A 19,300-nucleotide genomic window follows, 5' to 3' on the forward strand; every position below is an offset into this window, starting at 1 on the left:
CGGCCCGAGCACAGCCCGGAACCGGGCCCCACCACGTTTGGATGTCGGCCCACTACCTCAGGCTTCTCCTAAGCGCAGTGACGGTTGTGCCGGGTGTCCGCTGCCCTTGTGCCGTGTGGCCTGCGGCCTGGCTGAATTCTCTCCAAATACGGGGGCGTTCGGGAGTGACGGTCTGCCGTTCGCCGAGTATCCCCTGGACCAGACAGAAGCCCAGGCGTTGGAGCCGCTGCTCGAGCCACGCCCGGGAGACGAGGAGGCTGCTGGCCGAGCCGGTGGGGCGGTCCCAGGATAGGTATTGCACCTGCAGCCGTCCCTCGGCGTCATACCAGAGGGGCAGGTCAGGGTCGCGTTGGAGACCGCTGTCCCTCAGGAGCGGATCACTGAGCAGCGTCACAGATACGGGTGCATCCAGAGAGCAGTCGGAACTCTGTGAACTCCAGCTGTAGGTCTGAGTTGTCGGGACGGCGGCAACGGGCTGCCCGGCAGGGTCAGTGGCACGGTCGATCTGGCTCTGCGGTTGTGCTGCGAGAGTGCGCTCCAGCCAGTCGTCCTTGTCCGCGACCGGACCGTCTGCCCACTGTTGCGCGAGGTCGGCGAGTGACTCGGACTGCCGTTCTTCTCTCTTCCTCCGCCAGATGGCGAGGGCGTCACCATAGTCAGCGGCAGCAGCCGGTACTGGGTCCGTCTCCGATATCGCTAGTTCCTCGTCACCGTCCGCATCGTCGAGGTCGACCGAGCCCTGTAGGTCGGGTTGTTGTTCCTGATGCTGGAACGTGTGCACGTGCCAGGCGTCGGGTTCGGGGTCCATCCATGGACCGGGCACGGTGGGGAAGTCGGCGAAGAGGAGACTGTGGCGATCGAGTCTTTCGGGCATCAGCCGATTCATGAGGCTGCGGCCCTCAAGCCACGCGAGCAGGCTCGTGAGCTGCGCGTCGGAGACGGTCCAGCTGCGGATGTGGTGCCACTGCTCAGCTTGTCCGCGGGTGATATTCCAGCCGCGGCCGTCGTGGTCGTCCGTGGTCTGCTCGTCCAGTACGACCCATTCTCTGCCCTCGCTGTCGGCTCGCACGCCCAGTTCCTCAAGGCCGGGCAGGTTGTCCGGCTGGTTGATCCACGCATCGATGCCGTCGTCGTCAGGTAGCGCCGGGATGGGCGGTGCGAGCGGGTCCGCAGGATTGGCGGGCGGAAAGGTCGCATAGTCCGCTTCGTTGCGGGCTTCCTCGTCGTCAGTCTCGGCGATGGGGTGTCGGGCCGGAGGAAGAGTGGGATCGATGTCGAGCAGGGACAGCCGTGCTGCTCCGGGGTATTCGGCGGGATCGTCTTCGGAGTGCCGATGGGGGTGATGGTGGTTCGCCAGCCGCTCCACCAATTCGTGGAGGGCCATCCACTGGTATTTCTTGCCGATCCGTTCGCCCTTGTGGGGCCGGCGGGAGCCCGACATGCGCCCGCGGAAGTTGTCGAACTCGGCGAAGAGGTCCGGTGACCATCCGAGGTCGGCGAGGCGGGCGAGAATCCACCTCGCGGCCCAGGCCGCGTCCACGCGTGTATCGGCGAGGCGCTCGTCGTCAGCCGGTGGCACCTTGCAGCTCTGCAGCAGCGCGTACTGGTCCTCGTCGAGGACTTGCCGCGCCGTCCAGCCTGTGAGGAGCTGAGTGACAGCGGCTGGGGTGGTGAGGGTCGGCCGGATGGACTCCGGGAGGCTTTCCGCGAAGGCGGGGATGCGGGTGGTGTCCACCGCGACGGGATCGTCGCGGCGTTGCCACAAGGGGCGGCGGGGATAGTCCGATGCGAGAGGCAGCATGCTGAAGTGGTGGACGGCTGGACGGACTTCGTAGTCGGCGAAGTCTCCCAGTGAGGACAGGGACGAGCGAATCGATCCCCACAAGGATCTGTTCTGCTCCCGCCGCGGGAAGAGAGCGTCCAAATCCTTCTCCGGCGGGGCCTGTCCGATCTCCGGGCAGGCGTGCGGATGCCTGACCATGCTTGCTTCTTCGGCGGTAATGGCCCCTGCGCTGTGCGCCATGGTGACGATGCGGGTTCCCGCGTCGCAGAGCAGCGCGTTCCGCGAGGCGTGTGCGGGTGAAACGGTGTCGCCGTAGACGTACTCGATGACCCTGCGCGCGACCTGTCCCAGGAGTTCGCGCCGTCCCCGACTCTCGCCACGCCGGGCCATCACCCCGTACGCGACCCACACCAGGCGCTCGAAGAGGTAGGGATCGTCCACCCTCTCGGCGTCCTCGTGCAGAAATCGGTCCAAGAGGGACAGCAGAACCTCCCCATGCCCCAGGAGGAGCTGCACGAGGGCCTTGGTTGCACGGTCCCGCAGGAACCGATTGGAGGAGGTGAGGGTCCACACCAGCGTCGTGGCCGCCAGCCGGACCACTTCCTCGCCAGGGCCGCCGGGTGCTGTCACGGGCCGGGGTGCCCGCGCCCCGACCCGGGGCCGGGCCAGGCAGACCGCGGGGTGGAGATCGTCAGGGGTGGGGTATTGCTCGGCCCAGCGCAGCAGCCGGTGCAGCGCGTTGACGTCCCACACCATCGGGTAGGTCTCGACGCCCCACCACGCGTCACGCTCCGGCCGCGGCCTTCTCGCCAGCACCTGATGCAGACGGTCAGCGTTCAGCAGATGCTCCGGCTCCGCAGTGACCGCCAGAACGGCCTCCAGCACATCGGAAGCGTGTCCGTAAGAAGCGGCCGTCTCGTTGAGGAGGGCGATGGTGCGTTCGGTGACGCTCCGTGCACTGCGCAGGGGGAGCGTTTCCAGAAAGCTCCGGGCCAGCAGGTAGCGCTGCGTGTCTGCACGGTGGTCGGGCTCGGGCGTATCCGTCGCGGGCTGGACGGGCGAGGCGAGCAGGTCGATAAGTTCCGTGCCGGCCTGCTCAGGCAGGAGAATCGACGCAGCCTCCTGATAGTTCGCGGCGGCCTGGCGCAGCCAGCCCCGCAGCGGGGAGTCGGCGGCCGGCTTCCGGCCCTGACGGAGCAATTCGATCTCGTCCTGGTGGGCGGCTAGGACCGACCGCACGATGCGATCGTCGCCGAACGCCTGGTAGGGGAAGCCGATGCCGATTCCCGCCTCGGCTCCGTAGGCCCGCTCGTTGGACACGATCCCCTGGGCCAGGAGCTGCCCGAGCATGGTGTCCGGCCACGCTGTGGCCGCTGGCGCGTAGGCGTCGGCAAGGCCACGGGCTTCGCTGCGCCCGAGCACGGAACGCTGCTCGGCGGCCATGCGTGAGGCCAGGGCGTTCACCGCACGGTGCACGGGCCGTTCGAGGGGGTCCAGCCGGAGCCGGGAACAGATGGCCTCGGCCCGGTGGTCGACATAGGCGTCGAACACTGCACTGCGGTCACGCGGATGGCTGCTTGCCCCGTCTCTGCCCTGGCCCTGGGTCCGGTTCAGGCTGTCCGCGTACAGCTTCACGAACAGCGGGTTGGTGAAGACCGAGGCGAGCAGGGGCGTATTGGGGAGGGCAGCCGGTCTCCCTCGGAGATAACTCTCAAGCCCTTCCACCTCCCGGCCTGCGAAGCCGGAGTGCACCGACGTTGGCCCATCGAAACGGTCAGGCACGACCAGGGACGTGAAGGTCGAGCGGCAGGATACAACCAGAGCGATGTGCCGGTATCCGGCCAACCGCCCCTGGAGGGCGAGCAGTTCGCTCTGCCAGTTTTGGGCATCGGCGGAGTCATTGAGGGCGTCGATGATCAGCAGGAAGCGGCAGCCGCTGGCCGCGCCCGCGGCGTCCATCGCCTGGAGGAAGTCTCGCTCCGACATCTGGCCCAGCCCGCACCATTGCGCGATCTCGCTCAAGGTCCTGTGCCCGCTGAGCTCCTGCCCGAACACCACCAGCGCCGGCCTGCCCTCGTCCACAGCCTTTCGAGCGGCACCGACCAGCAAGTGCGTCTTGCCCTGCCCTGCCTCGCCCAGGAGCAGCCAAGCTCCCTGCTCCGCCGCCTCGGCAGCGCTGCCTCGCAGCAAACCCAGTACCTGAGCGCAGGCGCCGCGGGCGCGGGCGAGGGCGCCCTGGCGCAACGTCTCCACACTCTCGGACGCAGTGTGTGCGCGCCCCGCGCCCGACTGCGGCAGATGCGATGGCGGAGCGTCATCTCTTTCGAGTGGTTGCTCAGCGAACCGGTCGGCCAGGCCGCCGCATTCGTCCAGCAGATCCATCATGTGATCAGCCACAGCAGCTGCTTGTCCGGCGGGGAAACCGGAACGCGTGGATGCCGACGCCAGGTCCTGCACCAAGGTGTCGGCGCCTTCCCGTAGGGGCAGCGTCCACGACCGCACCCACTGCGACAGCGCTTCGTGCGCCGGGCTGCCCTGCGGGGCGGGATAGCGGTTCTGCCACCACGTCATCTCGGTGAGAAGCGTGTCGACAGCAGCCCGCAGGTCCTGGGCCTGCCGTACTGCTTGCCGCAGGAATTCGTGGGACAGGGCGCACGCGTCCACCACTCGGGCCAGTGGCAGCGCCACGTGGTGTTCCGGGGTGTACCGGGACTCGGCCAGACGCTCAGCAAGCGTGACCTGTTCCTGGAACCACTCCTGGCCCAGCGCACGTCTTTCGAAGAAGAACCACTGGCGTCCCTCATTGCCAGGCCTGGTCAGCCGTTCTAGCAGTTCACCACCGCCGACATAGCGGATGTCGACATCAGCGAGACCGGGCAGTTGCTCCTTCCACTGGGCGACGTTCTTGTTCCACCGCTCCCTTGCGCCGGTGCGCGGATTTCCGCGCGGTGTGACAGGGGTGGGGTCGGATAGGTCGAAGGGAGTCAGGAACTCAAGCCGGACGATCTTCCGGTTCGCGATGTTCTCACCGACCGTCGCAGCACTCTTCTTCGCTTGAGGGATCAGGTCTTCGATGCTGTGGACAAACTTGACCTGGTATCCATACGCCGCACTGCCGTCAGGAGCCTGGTCGTACCATTCGACGCCCCCGTCCGGAGCAGCGGTCTTGATCGTGTCCCAGCCCGGAGGCGCCGGGCTTCGGAGCTGGAAACACAGTTCCTCAAAGGCACGATGCTGACTTCCGTCCCATTCTCGGATGCTCTGCCAGTTGTGTGCCCTGCTGTCGTTCGCTGCCACTGCCGTCCTCTGCCGGTTCTGCCGCCCCACGGCGCACGCTTCGGATTCCAGCGTAGAGGCCCGCACTGACGCGCGAGGTGCTCCACTGTCGGTGGCATGGGTAGGTCGGTGCAGGTCAGACGCAGCGGCCCCTGCCGCTCATCCACTGATCGGTTCAGCGCACTCGACTCAGTTCACGACTGCGGTCCCCGGCGATTACCCTCCCTACGTGGCCCTCGATGCTCGGCGAACCTTTACGCGTCAGGAGACGTGGCGCGCATGGCAGTTGCAGGGCTGCGTCTGCAACCTCTGCAGGCGCGCGATCCCCTTCGACCTGATGCAGGGCGACCACATCGTGCCGTGGAGCCGGGGCGGGCGGACCAGTAGCGAGAACCTCCAGGCAATCTGCGGTTCCTGCAATCTACGCAAGGGCAGCACGGCGCAGTCGGCCGCGAGTGTCCGTATTTCGCCCGACCTGCTCAGCCCGAGCGCGGCACCGTTGCGGTCATGGCAGGCCGACGCCATGCCGATCGTCCTGTCCCTGCTGGGACAGGAGCCCGTCCTGGTCGAAGCATGCCCGGGCGCGGGCAAGACGCGCTTCGGCCTTGAAGTAGCCCACGACCTGGCAGCCGAGGGGCAGATCTCACGTGTGCTCGTCGTCGTCCCCTCGCTGGCGATCGCGGACGGTTGGGCACGGGCGTCGTCAGCGGCAACGCCGGGGGCGCCGACGCTGCCGCTGCGGACCCAACGTGACTGGCGGGCCGTCGACCCCATCGGTAACGAGTGGCTCGGGGCGGTCATCACGTACCAGTCGCTCTTCTCCTCCACCGAGATGTTCTTGGCCCACACGACGGATCCCGGCCAGAGGACACTGGTCATCTTCGACGAGGTCCACCACGCAGGGGCCAACGCCGCATGGGGCGTCTCGGCCCAGGAGGCATTCGCAGCGGGCGCGTGGGGGATCTTGTCGCTCACCGGCACACCGTTTCGCACAGGCCGCGACCCGATCGTGTTCGTACCCTCCCAAGACGGCAACGCCCGCCCTCACTACCGCTATTCGTACGACCACGCCATCATCGACAGCGCCTGTCGGCCAGTTCAGTTCGTCGAGGCCCGTGGCGAGACGACATTCCGGACCTCTGACCAGCAGACCCACTCCGTCACCTTCGACGACACAGGCGTGACGCAGGCCAGGGAGAGAGGACGTTTGCGCGCCGCGATCGAGTGGATCGGTGAAGGATCGATCGCCGAGCGGATGCTGACCGATGCCAACCAGTACCTCCTCAGCCTGCGACAACGCGGAGACACTGATGCCGCCGGTCTCGTCGTCTGCATCGACTGCGATCACGCGGCCCGAGTAGCCGGTCACATGGCTTCCCGTGTACTCAGCTTCCGTCCGGTCGTCGCCTGCTCCAGGCTCCATGATGACAACGATCCCGACCCGGCCAACGCGATCCGCCTGTTCCGCGCCTCACACGATCCGTGGATCGTTGCGGTCAACATGGTCTCCGAAGGCGTCGACATCCCACGGCTGCGCGCCGTGGTCTACCTCACCAACCGTCTGACCCTGCTGTCGTTCCGGCAGATCGTGGGACGGGTGGTCCGCACGGACCCCGCGAATGTCGACGACCACGGGCGTGTCTATCTCCCAGCCGATCCCCGGCTGCTCGGCATGGCGCGTCGCATCACCGAGAATGTGGACCTGCTTCCGCCTCCCATCGTTATCGTCACGGACGGGGAGCGCGCCCTTCGGGTGAGCAGCGGCAACGAAGGTGACCAGGCAAGGGGTTCGTTCGAAGTGCTCAGCACGGTCGGCGAACAGGGTGGTGTGTTCGACACCGACGGACGTGACGCACACGCCGATCTGGTGGCCTGCGCGCGACTGTTCATCGAACGCGAAGGCTTGACCGGCACGGACCCCGAGTCTCTGGCCCTGGCGGCCAACGACGCGCCGGAACTGCGCCGAGTACTGCTCGCCCTGCAGCAGAGGCCACGATGAGCGATCACCAGCACGCCGACTCCACCGGCCCCACGATCATTCTCATCGGCGGTCCGATGACGGTAGACGACGGCTCGTCGCTGGACTCGCGCCAGCCGGTAGCCGAAGACCCCACCTCGCATGTGACGCATGGGAGTCTCGCAACCTCCCTACTGTGGTGGCTGACGGCCTCCTCGCTCGTCGGTCGCCTCCTCGATTCGGCAGGCGCATCCGCATTTGCCCTGCTGGTTGGCCAGCGAACGGTGGTCGAACTGCGCCACGACGGGAGTTTGCGCCGTACCGGGCTTCGCGCCGTCCTGCCCGGCGGCACGACCGAGCTGGAACTGGTCCGTACCTCGTTCGACGAACCGCTACCGGGCACCTATACCGAGACGCACAAGCTCGAAAGCTGGAACGGCACCGTCATGGGCACCGTGGGGTTCAGGACCAAGGACCCGAGTCGCCGATGGCGTTTCCTCAAAGGAAGCGAGTTCTATCTTGATCGGGCCGGAGAGAGAATCGGAGCCGCGGTTCTCATCGACACAAGCGACACCCTCACCCAAGGTGGCGATCTTCTCCCGGGCCGCTATGCAGAATTCGAGAAGCGACGCCTCACGGGGGATAACAGCGTCCTCGTCATGCCACATACCCACCGGAGCGAATCGCTGGTCCGCGGATATCTGGCATGGGTGCGTGGCGGCCGACCCGCGGCAGAGAGGATCTCCGCTCCGGTCACGACATGGGATCCGACGGCTCCGCCGGATCCGGTCCACTACACCTGCCCCGTTCCGATCGAGGCGCAGTTCGGTGTCACCGGGCTGGTACAGGATGGCGAGTGGCGTGATCCATCCGATCTCGAAGCCGCCCGGGCGCTGCTTCAGGCGCGCTACGACCTGAAGATCGGCATCTGGGATCTCGTGGGAAACCCGACGCTCAGGAGCGCACTGCTGTCGTCCACCCCACAAGCACCTGCTCCGGCTGAGGTTGCTTCCATTCCCTCCGGTGCGGCCCAACGCGCGCAGAAGCGGATCGCTGCAAGAACCATTGAGAAAGCCGAGGCCGAGCATTCTCTGAATCAGATTGCCGCGTCCTTCGGGCCAATGGAGGTACAGGGCTGGAAGCGTCCCGCAGAAAGACGAGGCTTCATGCGCCTGCCGCTCACGGACGACTACCCACGTTGGCCGGGAGACGATCCTTTCCCCCTGGTCCAACTGGAGTTCGAGATCAGCAAGCGCCAGTCGTCGGTGAGCGTGTTCACCATCTTGTACAACCAGGTTGACATCTCACAGTACGTGACAGCTCGGCGTGAAACTTTTGAGAGCATCGCCGCTCCGGATCGCTGCCAGCTAGGCAACTCACGACCGATCCTGTGGCGAGCGCTCGGCGGCTGGGCCGACGACGTAGATTGGCTGCAGCGGACTACCGTTCTAGCGGAACACACTCGTCGCTGGCGTGCAGCGCTCCAGGATCTGTGCAGCCAATGCATACACGCGCATGCGAAGAAGTTTCAGAGGGCCCATCACCCTTTTCATGACAGCGAACCCACATAGATTCGCCGTAGCCGGAGAACTCATCGGCGCAGCAATGGTGTCGGGCTGATCGACCGCCCGATGTGCTGACGCGACCGTCGGCGGGCTACTGGTAGACGGTGGTGATCGGCGTGGAGACACTGGCTCCGCTGCCGGGGGCTGCGTAGGAGATGGTCCACAGCGTGGCTGTCTTGTTCGGGTAACCGTACAGGTAGCCGCCGTTGTCGCAGCCGTAGTTCAGGCGCTGTCCCGCCAGCGTCGCGGTGCCGCCCCCGGCGAACGAGCAGTGGGCACCATTGGCCAGGACGAGGATGATCGGTTCGATGTCAGGTCCGCCCGGCATGTGGTTGTTGTTGCCGGGAAAGCCCTCGGCAACAGACAGCTCGACCATGCGGTCGGGGGCTCCGTCCAAGCACAGGGCGCTGGTGGCTGCAGGGTTGGAGTCCGGGGAGAAACACGGGTCGAGGATCCGGTCGTCGACGGTACAGCGCCAGGCGTCCGTGCGCATCGTGGATTCAGCGGTCCCGAAGCAGGAGCCGCTGGCCCGGTCGGTGATGGTGATGCCGGTTGCCGGAGTACCGCCCGGTGACCAGGGACTGAGGGTGACCACCTGGGTCTGCGCCAGCGCGGACGAGGCCGCGGCGGTCGAGGTCTGTGACTCGCTGGTGGCTGGATGAGCGAGGCGTGACGTGGGCGCTGCCGGTTCGGCGGCAGGCGTGGAGCGGACTGCGGTTGCCTGTGGGGAGTGGGTGGCGCGCGCTGGGGCGTGGCCCGAAGCCAGAGCGAACCAGATGCCCGTCGCGGCCGAGGCAAACACGGCGGCCGCGGCGACGATGAGCCAGGCGCGCCTGCCGGGACGGCGTATGTCGGGAGCAGGCCAGGCGAGGTCTTCCACGGTCGGAGGGTGCCACTGCTCGGCGATCAGGTTCGGGACTTCGGTCGGCCGGTCGTGGACATCTCCGAGGACCTGGGTCGCCTGCTCGCCGAGCAGTTCGCCGGTCTTCTGTGCCACAACGGCGGACGACGGCCGGTAACCCGGGTCTTTGGCGAGACACGCCGTCACCAGGCTGAGCAAGTCATCGGGGACGCCGGCGAGGTCCGGCTCGGCGCTGAGGACGCGGAACGCTACCGCCTCGGCGTTGCCGGTGCCGAAAGGGTGGCGGCCGGTGGCCGCGAAAGCGAGGAGGGCACCCCAGGCGAAAACGTCCCCGGGCGGCCCGGTAGTGCCGTCCCGGTAGTACTCGGGGCTCAGCCAGCCCGGAGTCCCGGTCAGCATGCCGGTGCGGGTGACCGCAGTACCGTCGGCGACGTGGGCGATGCCGAAGTCCAGCACCCGCGGCCCGTCCGGGGCCAGGATCACGTTCGCGGGCTTGAGGTCGCGGTGAACCACCCCGGCGGCATGCACGGCCGCGAGCGCCCCAGCCGTACCTGCGGCGAACAGATGCAGCTGAATCCCGGTCAACGGACCGTGCGCCGCCGTGTGATCGCCGAGCGTCGAGCCGGGTACATAGACAGTCGCCAGCCACGGGATGTCCGCTTCGGGATCGGCCTCCAGCAGCGGCACCAGGCACGGCCCTGAAACCCGCCGCAGCACCGTGACCTCGCGCCGGAACCGGGCCCGGAACTGGTCATCCGCCGCCTGCCCGGCGTGCACAGCCTTCACCGCTACCCGCTCGCCCCGCTCCCCCACCGCGGCGTACACCGTGCCCATCCCACCCGCGCCCAGCACCCCGACCACCCGGAAACGCCCGATCCGGGCCGGGTCCGAGGCACGACGAGCAGCAATCCGCGACACGAACAAGACCCCCGCCGAGAGCGATTATGGACGAGATGTGAACCCTAGCGGGGATCGCCGACGCCACACGCCCGTTGGCAACAGATGGGATCCGCCCATGCCTTGCGCGCCCGGTCGGCCGCATAGCCGGCTCCGCACCACGTGCCAGACGTCGCCCAGCGGCGGGTCTGTTGCTCCCCAAGCGGTCCACCCTTTGACCAAAAACTCCCCCACAGCGGCTTTTCGTAACAGATACTGCTTGTCGCCTCACGTGCCACAGGTTGTAACGGCGTGGTGATGGCACGGATTCCGTCGGGCTGCTCCGGGAGCACCATGCACGTCACCCACGCCAAAGTGGCCAACTTCCGCGCCTTGCGTGACGCGGAGATCCAGATCGACGCGTCGACGACACTGGTCGTGGGCCGGAACAACAGCGGCAAGACATCATTCGTCAATTTGTTCGAGAAATTCTTCAGCCCGAGCGACGATGTCAGGTTCGTCCTTGAGGACTTCACCACAAGTCGCATTGCCGACCTGGAGCACGCTCGCCGACAGTTCACCGACGCAGCGCAGCTGGACACTGCGGGCGACAGGGAGACCGCGGAAGCGCTGCGGTGCAAGGCGCTTGAGCTGGTGCCGGCCATTCGTCTCGCGATCACGGTCGAATACGACGAGGAGGACGACCTCGCCCCTATCAGCGCCGCGATCCTCGATCTCGACGAGACCTGCCGCAGCGTCCGCATCGTTGCCACGCTGGCTGCCAGCGACCCGGTGAAGCTCCTTGCGGACTTCAGCGAAGCCGCTCGCCGTGCCGGGAGCCAGTTCGACAGCTACAAGTGGCTGCGCCGGAAGTTCAACGAGTACTTCACGACGACGTACCGTGCGGTGAGCCCCGTCGATGACTCGGTCAGCCGTGAACTCAAAGCGACTGCCGCGCGGTCGATACTCGCCGTCCGCTTCATCTACGCGCAGAACAAGTTCGACGACACTCCCGGGGACAAGACCCGGACCCTGTCGAAGACGTTCGAGGCCTACTACCGGGCCTCAAGCAGTGATGACAACCGTGGGCTGAATGTCGACCGGATCGAAGAGGCGCTTGCGCTGGCGTCGAAGGAGCTGGACTCCAATTACGACGAACTCTTCGAGCCGTTCCTCGACGACCTGAGTCGCTTCGGCCTGGAGCTGATGTCTCCACTGCACCCGCCCCGGATCGTCGCTCTGATCGAGGGCGCTGCCGTCCTACGTGGGAGCACCCGGATCCAGTACCCCTCCGGGGATGATCAGTACCCGCTGCCTGAAGGCCACAACGGCCTCGGCTACAGCAAGCTCATCTTCACTATTTTGCAGATCAGGGGCTTCATCGAGAGTTGCAGCAAGGCCAGCCCACAGCCTGCGCTGCAGATTCTTTTCATCGAGGAACCTGAGGCCCACCTGCATCCCCAGATGCAGGAGACGTTCATCAAGAACATCGAGGAGTACATCCGGAGCAAGACCGACCGGAAGGTGCAGGTCGTCATCACCACGCACTCTTCCCACATGGTCGCCAGGAGCGGCTTCTCGAAGATCCGCTACTTCGACGCTACAGAGCATCACGTCACCATCAAGGACATGTCCACGTTCCAGGCCAGCGTCAAGAAGAGGAGCGACGGCAGAGAGACTCTGCGGTTCCTGGAGCAGTACATGGAACTGCACCGCTGCGACATGTTCTTCGCAGACAAGATCATCCTCATCGAGGGGACGGCCGAACGTCTCCTCCTGCCGAAGATGATCGCCCGTTGCGCAGCGCGTCTGCAGCGCCAGTACGTCTCAGTCATCGAAGTGGGCGACGCCTACGCGGTCCGCTTCCGCAGCCTGCTGGAGTTCCTCAACGTCAAGACCCTCATCATCACGGACATCGACTCCGTCGACCCCTCCCATAAGAAGCGCCTCGGCTGTCATCCTGCCACCCCGGGTGCCTGCACCTCCAACTCCACCCTGAAGCACTGGCTTCCGGGCAGGGAAGTCATCGCCGACCTACTCTCCACACCAAACGAAGACAAGCTGAGCAAGAACGTTCGAGTCGCCTATCAGGTGCCCGAACAGCCAGGCGGATCCTTCGGCCGCAGCTTCGAGGACGCCTTCATCATCGCCAACGCCCTTGTCCTCGCCGAAAACATCTCCGGCCTCGCGTTGAAGGGGCACTTCGACCGCACTGTGGGCGAGCACCCCAGCGAGGCAGCAATCGCGACGCAGGCTTACCAGATCGCGGAGAACCTCCGTGACCACAAGACAGACTTCGCCTTCGACGCCATGCTTCTGGACGGCTGGAAGGTGCCCCGGTACATCGACGAGGGCCTGCAGTGGCTGACACTCCCGTGAAGACGACGATCGACAAGGTCATCGGTGAACTGGAAGCACGGCGTAGCTTCCTTGTGGAGGCCGGTGCCGGCGCGGGCAAGACGACGACACTGGTCGAGGCTCTGGAGCACAGCCTCCGCAGCCAGGGTGCGGAATTCGCAAGCAAGGGCCGTCGCATCGCATGCATCACCTTCACCAACGTGGCCAAACGCAAGATCGCCGACCGGATCCAGGACAACCCGCTCGTAACGGTCGCAACCATCCATGAGTTTCTCTGGGAGATCATCAAGGGCTTCGGAGCCGAACTGTGGCAGCAGATCATTGAATATAACGATGCTCTGCCAACGCCCGAGGATCTCAGCGACCTCACCAGCCCTCTGCCGCCTGTCCAGTACGTCGACCGGCGACGGCGCCTGGACCGGGGGGAGATATCCCACGACGAGGTCATCGACCTCGCGCTGCGCATGGTGACCCAGCATCCCAAACTCACGCGTCTCATCGCCGATTGCTACCCCGTCGTCTTCGTCGATGAGTACCAGGACACCTCCCCCAAGACCATCCGCCTGCTGCTCGACCACCTCGCTGGGGCCGGCCGCCAGTCCTGCGTCGTTGGACTGTTCGGCGACTCCATGCAGAAGATCTACGCCACAGGGCAGGGCGCCGTTCTTCACCCCAAGCTGACCGTCATCACCAAGCACGAGAACTACCGCTGCTCTCCCCCGGTTGTCGCCGTTCTCAACAAGATCCGTCCCGAGCTGCAGCAGGAAGCGGTGGGCGAGCACACAGAGGGGGAAGTGCACCTCTTCCTCAACTCCGCCCTGCCCACTGGCCAGGCACGCCTGGATGCGGCTCGCCGACAACTTGCCGAGCTGGGCTGGAGCGACGACACCACCAGCTACCTGATGCTCACCCACCGAGGGATCGCGGGAGCCCTGTCCTACGGCGCCCTCCTACAGCAGTACCTGATCCTCGGCTCTCGGGGTCGCGACAGGCTTCTGGACAACGACGAGCCCTACATCGAATACTTCAGCCGGGTCGAAGCTCTCTGTCGTGCCTTCCACGCGCTCGACTACGCAGAGCTCACGAGCCTTTTGGTGGCAGGACGGACCACCATCACAAGTCACACTGACAAGCAGCGGATCGCAGCCGACATCAGACAGCTGACGACGGTGCGAGAGTCCGGAACAATCGGTGACGTACTCGACCACATGGCTCGCCAGCACCTCCTGTCAGTGCCCCGCAAGCTCAGCGACCTCGAACGCCGACGGAGGTCTGAAGACCTCGAAGGCTACGACGCAAAACTGGCCGAATTCTCTAACTCCCTACGGGAAGTCCCTTACAAGGAAGTCATCCGCTTCATCGAGTACCGCGAGCAGCTCACCCCGTTCCACACCCAGCATGGAGTTAAGGGCGACGAGTTCGACAACGTCATCGTGATCATCGATGACGGGTCGTGGACCCAGTACAACATGGGCAAGATGCTCACCGGCCGTGACCTCGAGAAACGACTGGAGCGATCACGCAATCTCTTCTATGTCTCGTGCTCGAGAGCCCGCCGTGGCCTCGCGGTCGTCTTCCTCACCGACGTGCCCGACGAAGCCCTGCCCAGCGCCTACGACTGGTTCGCGTCAGGCTCCGTCCACCCTTAACGTATTGCGGTGCGTTCCGGAATCCCCGCGATCGCAACGGTTTCGGCAGTCCGTCGTGGACCCGGTGGCCGTCGGCGGCCAATGAGCAGCTAAATCACTCACGCCAGTCGACAGGAATAGGCGCCCTGCGTCGGCCGTCCTGAGGGCGCCAGTTTTCGACGATGGCGTCCTGGAACCATTTCTCGGGCAGGTTGGCGTGGTCGCACACGATGATCTGCAAGCCTCCGCCAGCTTCCTCAGCAACGTCATGCAGCAGCTTTCGCCAGCGCCTACAACACGGCCTGCGAGCGCGTCTCCCCCGGCGCACTGGCCGAACTGGGTATCCCTGCAACCGTCTTGACCTGCCGCAAAGAATGGGGGCAGTGGCTGTACGACTGAAGACCGCCAACAGGCACAGCAACCAGACTGCAGGAGAACCTCGTCCGGGTCCGAGGCGCGCGCCTCCTATTGCGTTAGCGGACCCGTGCTTGCGGCCTGGTGGGCATTGGCCTGAGCTTGCTGCCACCACTTGCGCTGGCGGTCGAGGACCGCGACGGTCCGGCGGCGAATAGTCTGCAGCGCCTGATGGGCATCCTTTCCGTAGTAGGCCCCCAGAGTTTCGACGAGGTCCTCGAAGGCTCCCAGGACGGCCAGGACCGCCGCGGTGACGATTTCCGGGTCGGCCTGCAAGACCGGCTGGTCATCCTCGTCGTACGCGAAGGCCTGAGCAACCATCCATACGGTGCTGTGCGAGGTGGCGGATGATATGCGATACCAGGCAGGAAGATGCGTCGGTCGCTTGGCAGCGATATCGGTGAGGTTCACCGCGAACGGTGCTGTCGCCGAACCCAGCACTGCCGAGCTCGGACGGCCCTTCGAATCCCGGCCGACGGTCATCCCGGCACGCTGTGCGGTCTGCTCGGCGGACTGCCAGATCCTGTCAGCCCCAGGAACCGCCTGCGCGCCGACGTCCTTCGCCGCGGTCTGATGCTGTCGGGCTCCGTTCAGCCATGCTGCTGCGATGCGCACTGCACGCCGCTCCGGGCTGAGTCCGGGCTCATAGAGGTGACACACTCGGATGGTGCCCTCCTGCACGACGCGCGAGAGTGAGACGAGTGACCAAATGGCCACAGGCTCGCCCACCAGCGTCCGCTCGATTGCCTGCACATGATCGAGGATGTTGCCCAGAGTGAGCTGCGTGCTCCAGCCCGCCCAGGCCCACAACCGCGAACGTGCCGTGCGATACCGGTGGAGGGAGGAATTGACCCAGCTGACATCGGCGGGCGACATCCCGTCGACGGAGTCCCCCTCGGAGAGGCTTCCAACGAAGGCTTCGAGGGACGTGCGGGCATGGCGCAGGGTGCGCGCGCCCTCGTCCACGACTTCCTTCGGCACCCCGAGGCGACGTGGGTCAAATGCTGCATCTGTGTTCACGTCAGCAACCGTACATATCAACACCCCGCATCAGCCCTGCGTTTTCACACCCACTCCACCGCCGAGGGGAAGGTTCAGCGCGCCGTCGAAGGGTTCTCACATTCCTGTGTCAAACCCTTCGTTGGCCAGCTGCTCAGCCGCGCGGCGGGCAGCGGACCGCTCCCGCGAAGCGGGGGCGACTGAGTAGTGCAGCGGACCGCTGAGCGATGATGTTGCCAGAGTGACGGAGCCGATCGGGGGGCCTGCCATGCATCTGAGTCGCGTCAAGGTGAGCGGTCTGCGCGCGAGCGCAGAGACGCCAATGAGCTGTGACCTTCCTGGCAGGTTCAGTGTGCTGATCGGGTCCAACGGCGCGGGCAAGACCACACTCACCGACGCGATCTACCTCGCGCACCCGGGAAACCGGTTTCCAGTGCTCCCGAGGCCGACTTCAGCCGCGCTGGCGTCGCCCGATGCCGGCGTCGAGCGCAGCATCGACATCTCGTACGCCTTGGCCGACGACCTCCATGCCGAGGGGCGCCTCGGCCGCGAGCTTCACACCACAGGGCACCGGCGGCTCGGCGGAGAAGCTGAATCCTGGAGTGTCTCCCTTCACCGACAACTGGGAACGGTTACCTCGCGCCTGACAAGCAGCCATGGCCTAGCCCGGAAAATCGACCAGTTCAAGCTGATCTATCTTCCCGCCTGGCGTCAGCCACTGGACGAACTGGCGCGCCGCGAGGTGCGCATCCTGGTGGAGCTGCTACGCGCACGGCAGCAGGAACTCCATGGCAGCCGCAACCTGGTAGCTCTACGGGCCCGCGCCTCCCAGCTATTGGAGGATCTCGCCAAGGACAGCTTGATAGACGCCGTTGAGGCACGCATCGGCGAGCAGCTGGGCAGACTGTCCGCCGGCGTGAGCCGACAGTGGCCCTATGTGCGAGGCCAGGTGATCGACGACACCTATCTCGCTCGCGTCCTGGAGATCATGCTCGCCGTGATCGAGGGCCGCTCCGCAGCCCGGCCTCTGGAAGTCTCTGGCCTTGGGTACGTCAACCTGCTGCATATTGCCGTGACGTTGGCTGCGATACCCGATTCCACCGAGGTTCCCCTCGCCTCAACGAACTCACCAGAGAGCGGCGAGCGCGAACTTCCATCCGAGGAGGAGCAGGCGCGGCAGGCGTTCGAGAATCTGGCTCAAGCACAGGCGGAGGCGGCTTCCGAGGAAGACTCCTTCTTCTCCACGGCACCGTTTCACGCAACGGTCATCATCGAGGAGCCAGAAGCCCATCTCCACCCTCAGCTGCAGCACTCGTTGGTCCGCTACCTGCGCAGAGTCGTCAAGGCGCGCCCCGAGCTACAGGTGATCCTCACCAGTCACGCGACTGACATCATCACAGCCTGCGACCCCACCGAGCTCGTCGTTGTGCGTCGCACCGACCATGGAAGTGTGAGCCACTGCGTCAAGGATGTCGTCCCGGAAGAGCATCGCGATGCCACGCTCCGCATGGCCAGATTGCACCTGGACGCGAGTCGTTCGTCGGCCCTTTTCGCCGAACGTCTGCTCCTGGTCGAAGGAGTCACTGAGGGCGCGGTGGTGCGTGAGTTCGGCCGCGCCTGGGCCGGTGACGACGAAGCCAAGCAAGCCTTCATTGATGCCCTGAGCATCGTCCCGATGGGCACCAAAGTCGGCCAGTGGGCTGCCCATCTCCTGGCGACACCGGGCAAGGAACTATGCACGAAGCTGGCAATCCTCCGTGACAGCGACAGCGACCTTCCCTTCGACAGCGCACGCGACATGCCCAGGTGGGCGGCGGAGCACGACTCGTCCGTAGTCCGGGTTTTCATCAGTCATCCCACCCTTGAGCCGGCGATCACTCCGGGCAATGAGGACCTTGTCGCGGAAGCCCAACGAGCGGTCGACCCCAACCATCCTTTAGCCGAAGTCACCGTGGACAGCGTGCGGTCCTACTTCGCCAGCCGACGGTCTGCAAAGGACGGCGAGGCCGCAGTCAGAGAAGGCCGGGGCGCGCGGCGCAAGGCAGAGTTTGCCCTCGCTTTCGCCGCGGCGCTCCGGGAAGCCAACGACGCCGACCGCGAGGCAGACGATGGCCTCTCCGTCGTATCCGTACCCGATCACCTTGAAGACCTCTTCAATTTCCTCTATCCGGCCGTGCCAGACTCCCCCAGCGATCTGGCGTCCGAAGACGCTGCCGCGGAACCGCCCGAGTGGCTTGCTCCCGACAGCATCTGGGAGCGATTGCCTGACGTCATCGACTGGGATGACGACCTCGACGACCCGGCGTACTGGCCAGAGGACGAGCCCATCGACGCCGAGCACGAGTTCGAGTTCGGTGCCGCGGCAGGCGAAGCCGAGGAAACCGCGGACTGGGACGATCCTCTGCGCTCACATCCGATCCGGCAGAACCACACGGCAGGGCGCCAGCCAGGAAGCTGGCCCACACAAGCGATACCCGGAGCCTGGCCGCAGGAACAGAACAATGCCTAGATCCAGCACCGGGCTTCATGCACTGACTCCCCAACAGCTCACCGCGAGTGGCAGCGCCCGTGACCGCGTCTACGTCGAAGCGGCACCCGGCTCCGGAAAGACCACAGTGTCGGCCCTGCGCTTCGGCCTGCACCGCTTTGGCACCCCCACCGACGCACGTGCTGTCGTAGCAGTCAGCTTCACCAGGTCAGCCACCGAGGAACTACGAACGCGGGTCGCCCGGCAATGGGGTTCGGCCTCACTGCGCTGGCCGCACCGCGTCGTGACCCTGGACTCCCTTTTGTGCGACTTGCTCTTCCACCTACTCAATGAAGGTGTTCTGCACTGGCCAGGAGGACACACGGAACTTGACGTGTTGGACTCATGGCGGACGGTCCTCCCGACAAAACCCGGCCGCATAAGACCCGTTCTGCAGGTCGACGGCGTCCACGTCGTCATAAGAACCGTCAACGAGCCCCAGGACACCAGCCACCCTTCAGCTCTGCACTTCAAGGGAGCCGTCTCGGCCGGAACGTGTACCCATGACAACGTACGGGAGGCTCTTCAAGGGGCTCTCACAGCTGGCCCCGCACGCCGAGCACTCATCTCGTACTTCGAGAACACGGTGCGCTCGTTGACCGTAGATGAGGTGTTCGACGCCAACGATCTGGACCGGGACATCTTCTCACTCGTTGCATCAGCATCCAGCTCTCTCACCTTGGTCGGCGACCCCTGGCAGGCCCTCTATCAGTTCAGAGGCGCTCGTCCCGCTGCCATGGCGGCCTACATAAGCGAGAACGGCTTCGTCACACACCACTTGGACAACTCCTTCCGGTGGGGAACCGACAGACAGGCATGGCTTGCACGGCGCCTACGCCGAAGCCTGCCCGTCACGCTGCCAACCGGTTCTGCCCGCGATGCCGATATGGTCCTCGCCCTCAAATGGAAGGCACTGTGGGATTGCGATCCACACGTCCTGCCCCTCGCCATCAAGCCAGGTGGGCTTGATCCGCTTTGACGGACATCCGAGATCAGGGGTTCAGCCCCGGGAGGATGTCCATCATGGAGAGCATGGGGAAGAAGAAGCCTCGGCC

General features: G+C 65.5%; 10 protein-coding genes. 6 read left to right on the forward strand and 4 right to left on the reverse strand.

Annotated elements, in window-relative coordinates; genetic code table 11:
- Nucleotides 1-52: 52 nt before the first annotated feature.
- Entirely contained in the window at nucleotides 53-5,080 is a 5,028-nt protein-coding gene (locus ABZT93_RS37900) for a hypothetical protein (RefSeq protein ID WP_356113241.1), read from the reverse strand.
- Nucleotides 5,081-5,288: 208 nt separating this feature from the next.
- On the opposite strand from ABZT93_RS37900, the gene ABZT93_RS37905 reads away from it, so the two are divergent.
- Nucleotides 5,289-7,058 carry a DEAD/DEAH box helicase family protein gene (locus ABZT93_RS37905; RefSeq protein WP_356113243.1) on the forward strand — a complete coding sequence of 590 codons (1,770 nt, stop codon included), beginning with the start codon at nucleotides 5,289-5,291 and terminating at the stop codon, nucleotides 7,056-7,058.
- Nucleotides 7,055-8,587: a hypothetical protein gene (locus ABZT93_RS37910; protein ID WP_356113244.1), complete on the forward strand. Its 1,533-nt coding sequence runs from the start codon at nucleotides 7,055-7,057 to the stop codon at nucleotides 8,585-8,587. The genes ABZT93_RS37905 and ABZT93_RS37910 overlap by 4 nt, the downstream gene beginning before the upstream one ends.
- A gap of 85 nt (nucleotides 8,588-8,672) precedes the next feature.
- On the opposite strand, the gene ABZT93_RS37915 is transcribed toward ABZT93_RS37910, so the two are convergent.
- Nucleotides 8,673-10,361 carry a serine/threonine-protein kinase gene (locus ABZT93_RS37915; RefSeq protein ID WP_356113246.1) on the reverse strand — a complete coding sequence of 563 codons (1,689 nt, stop codon included), beginning with the start codon at nucleotides 10,359-10,361 and terminating at the stop codon, nucleotides 8,673-8,675.
- Between the two features lie 312 nt (nucleotides 10,362-10,673).
- Between ABZT93_RS37915 and ABZT93_RS37920 the strand changes: the two genes are divergently transcribed.
- A complete protein-coding gene (locus tag ABZT93_RS37920; RefSeq protein WP_356113248.1) occupies nucleotides 10,674-12,698 on the forward strand; it encodes an ATP-dependent endonuclease in 2,025 nt (674 codons plus the stop codon).
- A complete protein-coding gene (locus ABZT93_RS37925) occupies nucleotides 12,695-14,326 on the forward strand; it encodes an ATP-dependent helicase (RefSeq protein ID WP_356113250.1) in 1,632 nt (543 codons plus the stop codon). Before ABZT93_RS37920 ends, ABZT93_RS37925 begins: the two co-directional genes overlap by 4 nt.
- 94 nt (nucleotides 14,327-14,420) lie before the next feature.
- Here the strand turns inward: ABZT93_RS37925 and ABZT93_RS37930 are convergent, their stop codons facing one another.
- Together ABZT93_RS37930 and ABZT93_RS37935 are read right to left on the reverse strand one after the other, a co-directional pair.
- A complete protein-coding gene (locus tag ABZT93_RS37930; protein WP_356113252.1) occupies nucleotides 14,421-14,834 on the reverse strand; it encodes a DUF3732 domain-containing protein in 414 nt (137 codons plus the stop codon).
- Complete coding sequence (locus tag ABZT93_RS37935) at nucleotides 14,771-15,739, reverse strand: hypothetical protein (protein WP_356113253.1); 969 nt, start codon at nucleotides 15,737-15,739, stop codon at nucleotides 14,771-14,773. The genes ABZT93_RS37930 and ABZT93_RS37935 overlap by 64 nt, the downstream gene beginning before the upstream one ends.
- A gap of 220 nt (nucleotides 15,740-15,959) precedes the next feature.
- Here ABZT93_RS37935 and ABZT93_RS37940 point away from each other — a divergent pair, with 220 nt between their 5' ends.
- A complete protein-coding gene (locus ABZT93_RS37940) occupies nucleotides 15,960-18,227 on the forward strand; it encodes an AAA family ATPase (protein WP_356113255.1) in 2,268 nt (755 codons plus the stop codon).
- The gene (locus tag ABZT93_RS37945; RefSeq protein WP_356113257.1) at nucleotides 18,220-19,224 is read left to right on the forward strand and encodes a UvrD-helicase domain-containing protein; all 1,005 of its coding nucleotides are present in this window, start codon (nucleotides 18,220-18,222) and stop codon (nucleotides 19,222-19,224) included. Before ABZT93_RS37940 ends, ABZT93_RS37945 begins: the two co-directional genes overlap by 8 nt.
- The last annotated feature ends 76 nt before the right edge of the window (nucleotides 19,225-19,300 follow it).

This window comes from Streptomyces sp. NPDC005303 (assembly GCF_040607335.1).
Lineage (GTDB): Bacteria > Actinomycetota > Actinomycetes > Streptomycetales > Streptomycetaceae > Streptomyces.